2 protein-coding genes are annotated in these 3,209 nt (G+C 49.7%); both read left to right on the forward strand.

What is annotated here, in order from left to right; translation table 11 throughout:
• Window positions 1-1,737 (forward strand): type I secretion C-terminal target domain-containing protein (locus ACMHXE_RS02460; RefSeq protein ID WP_413731275.1); only part of this gene is annotated, 1,737 nt, incomplete at its 5' end.
• A gap of 252 nt (window positions 1,738-1,989) precedes the next feature.
• Window positions 1,990-3,209: retention module-containing protein (locus ACMHXE_RS02465; RefSeq protein ID WP_413731277.1), on the forward strand; the 1,220-nt coding region annotated here is incomplete at its 3' end.

Below are 3,209 nucleotides of genomic sequence, written 5' to 3' on the forward strand. Positions count from 1 at the left end.
GCCGGCTTCAGTGTCGATAACGCCGGCTGGAGCTATGACATTGCCAACAGCCTGGTGCAGTTCCTCGCCGTCGGCGAGACCATCACCTTAAGCTTTGATGTCACGGTCGATGACGGCAACGGCGGCACCGACACTGAAACCGTGACAATCACCATCAATGGTACCAACGACCCGGTTGAAGGCGAATTTGCCAAAGAGATCTGGGTTCCGGCCTCCCTGTTGCAACTCTCGGATCCTTATCTTGCCGGCTATCCGCTAAACATTGATGTACCGAGCGATGTAGATGCCACTGATGACATTAGCATCACAAACCTGAGCCTTGAGTTTATCGATCCGGAGGAAACCGCCGAGATAGGCTCCATTTGGTATTGGGATGAAGACATCCAGATGCTGGTGCAGTATGACTTTAACAATCCTGAGGCCTTATCTGCCACAGAGTTGGGCAGTCTGGTCTATATGCCGGGGGATAACGGTGATATAGAGGAACAACTGGATATTTCTCTGACCTTCACAGTCAACTCAGGTACAGATCAGGTTGATGGCGACTTCATCATCCATGCTGTGCCGGGTAACAGCTTGGGAGGGGAAAGTGTCACCATAGGTGATGGTTCATCGCCTTTGACCTCAGGGAATGATCAAGATGCTGTCCTCAGTATCAGTGGCGGATTCGCCGATGCCATTAATTTAGCTCCAGCCAATGGTAGCCTGGATCTGTTTACCGATTACCAGAAATCGCCCTTTGCCATTCCAATTCCCGGAGATGAGAGAGACATTGACACTACCGCGGGCAGCAAGCGGGAAACGGAGGTCTCAGTCAGGCTTACCATTAACGGCATAACCTTCATAGTGCTGTTGGCAGATCCCGTCGATAGCGTAGAACAGACTTGGTTCTATGATGCGGATTCAGGCTTGATGAAGGCCAGTATTGGCTACGATCAGATAGTGCAAGAATCGGATAACTCAGTAACTCTCGCCGACTACCTGACTTTGAATCCGGCCCAAGCAGGCGATCTATGGACCATTACTTACTTCGACAATGATGGAGGCAGTTATCAGGCCAGGTATGTACAAGCTGTATTTACTCACGAGCTACTACCTGATGATGCCATTACAATAACAGGAACCGACGACATAGATAATCTCATCTTTGGTAGCACTCAAAGTGACTCGCTCACCGGGGCAAACCAAAGCGATGAAATTGTCGGTCGCGAAGGAAATGACACCATCTATGGTCTGGAAGGTGATGACCAACTACTGGGTGGCGCTGGCAATGACTACATCTTTGGCGGTACAGGTGCCGACTATCTGGTTGGCGGCCCCGGCAGTGATCGCTTGGATGCCGGCATAGACAATGACAGAGATATATTGATCTGGGATGCAGGGTCTGCAGATGGCAGCACTGATGACGTCTATAACTTCGACCCTAACACAGATGCACTGGATTTATCAGACATCTTGGTCAATGAAGAAAACGGGGTTTTGGATGATTACCTGGACTTCAGCTTTGTGGGTGGCAACACCATCATAAGTGTCGACACAACAGGTGCCGGAGGGGACAGTGTCACCATAGTTCTCAATGGTGTGGATCTGTCCGCAGAGTATGGAACTACAGATGAAGGTGTGATTATTCAATCCCTTATCTCCGACGGTGCATTGTTGGTCACTCAACCTGTTGTTCAGGCTTCTTTTCCTGAGCCTAACTATACTTATTCATCCGAGGAACAATTAATTCCCTAACCTTAAACAATAATTTTTTCAATAGAATCAACAGGAGCCGCAGGCTCCTGTTTTTTTATTAATCAACAGTAAAAAATATTTCTTTTAAATCAGTAAATTAACAAATTTGCAAATAGCGTCAAAAAATTGACCTTTGAAAACAATTAATCTAAAATCGCACCCAAGAGATTTACACTATTTGCCAACTTGCAACCCAAACCTATTGGGCTGCAACTTTATTGATACGGATATTGCAAGCGCCGGGGGCGGGACATGAAAGTACTTATCACTACACAAGATGGTCAAGTTAAGACTTTGAATGGCAAGGCTTATGTCATGTCAAATGGCCAGCAAGTGCCACTACAACAGGGCGACTTCGTCGCGCAGGGAAGCGAAGTTTTTGTCGATAATGATGCACAGTTCGAACTCTTACTCAGTGACGGAAGTAGTCTTGGAAATGAAGATGAAGCCCCTGAGGAAGCGTTGCAAAATACCGATGCTGTAACAGATTCTGAAATTGCCCAGCTACAAGCCCTTATCGCATCGGGAGAAGATCCAACCGCTTCATTGCCTGATACTGCTGCCGGAGGAACTCAAGGAAATGAGGGAACGTCCGGTTTTGTCTCATTGGCAAGAAGTGGCGCAGAAACTCTGGCTGCCAGTGGCTACGATTCAGCGGGCGTCGAAGCTGATGCCATTACACTGCAAGATGGCTTGTCACAAAACACCTTCGAGTTGACTCAAGTTGCTCCCAGCACTGTAACCTTGTTGGCGCCAACCCAAGTCAACGAGGGTGGCAGCATTACCTACACTGCTGTTGTAGACAATGCTCCTCTGGAAAGTGATTTGGTTCTGACTTTGTCCAACGGCGCGACTATAGTGATCCCTGTTGGCCAAACTTCAGGCAGCGTTACCGTCGACGCCCCCAGCGATGATGTCTACTTGGACAGTGAAGTACTGAATGTCGGTGTCACTGAGTCCCAGGGCGGCAACTACGAAAACCTGGACCTCGGCAATAGTGTCGATACTCAGGTCAATGACACCATAGATACCACCACGGTCACCCTGACCGCCCCGGCTGAAGTGAATGAAGGCGGCCAGATCACCTATACCGCCACGGTCAATAATGCCCCCGAAAATGACTTGGTACTGACCCTGTCCAACGGCGCCAGCATCACCATCGCGGCCGGTCAAACTTCCGGCACTGTAACCGTTGATGCACCGACTGATGATGTCTATCAGGACGGTGAAATCCTCACGGTCGGCATCACCGACGCCCAGGGCGGCAACTACGAAAACCTGGACCTCGGCAATAGTGTCGATACTCAGGTCAATGACACCATAGATACCACCACGGTAACCCTGACTGCCCCGGCTGAAGTGAGTGAAGGCGGCCAGATTACCTATACCGCCACGGTCAACAATGCCCCTGAAACCGACCTGGTGCTGACCCTGTCCAACGGCGCCAGCATCACCATTGCAGCCGGTCAAAC

The organism is Shewanella sp. BJSY2023SW007, assembly GCF_047314525.1.
Taxonomy (GTDB): domain Bacteria; phylum Pseudomonadota; class Gammaproteobacteria; order Enterobacterales; family Shewanellaceae; genus Shewanella; species Shewanella chilikensis.